Origin of the sequence: Bartonella sp. TS25HLJMH (genome assembly GCF_042193505.1) — a bacterium.
Taxonomy (GTDB): domain Bacteria; phylum Pseudomonadota; class Alphaproteobacteria; order Rhizobiales; family Rhizobiaceae; genus Bartonella; species Bartonella grahamii.
The window spans coordinates 1-1,214 of the sequence record NZ_JBHILV010000069.1 but is presented as its reverse complement, the minus strand read 5'-3'; the positions used below and the strand labels follow the sequence as shown (position 1 = coordinate 1,214).

Here is a 1,214-nt window from a genome sequence, read left to right as displayed (position 1 = left end):
TTAGCAACAAGATTCAAAGTATATAAAGATGTGTAAGGGCGTATTGATGTCTATAGCTTTTTATGATTCAATAAAAAAAGTAAGTATTAAAGAAAAAATCTCAAATCAGAAATTAAAGGTGGTCTAAAAGGTGGACCCAAAAAGGTGGACGAGAGGGGACGTTAAGTGAGGGCGATTCATCGGTTATCAGCATCATTCGTAAAGACGTCTCCGCAGGGTAAATATTGTGACGGGGCAGGGTTGTGGTTGAATGTTCGAAAAGACAATACACGCTCTTGGTTTTTTCGCTATACGCACCACAATAAGCGCCGTGAAATGGGACTTGGTCCTGTTACGAAACTCTCTTTAAAAGAAGCGCGTGAGCTTACAAGATATTATAGTGATATTCTTAAAGAAGGCAATGACCCTATTGTCTTTCGAGAACAGACTATTTTAAAACAGCAAAGCAATATGTTTCAAGAAATTGCAAAAGCGGCTTTTGAAAGCAAAAAAGCAGAGTTGAAAAATGAAGGTAAAAACGGCCGCTGGTTTTCTCCACTAGAGTTGCACGTTATTCCACACATAGGTAATTTACCTATAGAAAAAGTAACAGCCAATATCATTCGCAATGTTCTCGCACCCCTTTGGCATGAAAAAGCAGACACAGCGCGAAAAGCACTTAACCGTATCAATATTTGTTTGAAATATGCTGCGGCTCTTGGTTTAGATGTTGATCTACAGGCTTGTATGAAAGCACGCGCGCTTTTAGGAAAACCACGTGCGACATCAACGAATATTCCTGCTATGCCATGGCAAGAGGTTCCGGCATTTTATCAAAGCTTGGATGATAAGATCCTTTCAAATTTAGCACTGAAATTATTGATTTTGACAGGAGCACGGTCATATCCATTGCGCTATTTTCGCCTTGAACAAATTGACAAAAATATATGGACGATACCAAAAGAAAACATGAAAGGTATTGTAGGGAAAGTTTCAGACTTTCGCGTGCCACTAAGTGATGAAGCTTTGAGAGTTATTGAAAAAACTCTCCCCTTTGAAAAGAATGGTTTTCTCTTTTCTGGTCTTAGAGGCAACCCCATTTCTGATGCCACCATGGCAAAGTATATGACAGTTTGTGGTTTGACTTATCGTCCCCATGGTTTTCGTTCAAGCTTACGGGATTGGATAGCAGAGACAACGTCAACACCATTTGAGATTGCCGAAACTGTTCTTGC

Annotated in this window: 1 protein-coding gene; it reads left to right on the top strand. The window is 39.7% G+C overall.

What is annotated here, in order from left to right; translation table 11 throughout:
- Nucleotides 1–165: 165 nt before the first annotated feature.
- The coding region (locus ACFINF_RS09240) for a tyrosine-type recombinase/integrase (RefSeq protein ID WP_375620592.1) at nt 166–1,214 on the top strand (1,049 nt) is incomplete at its 3' end.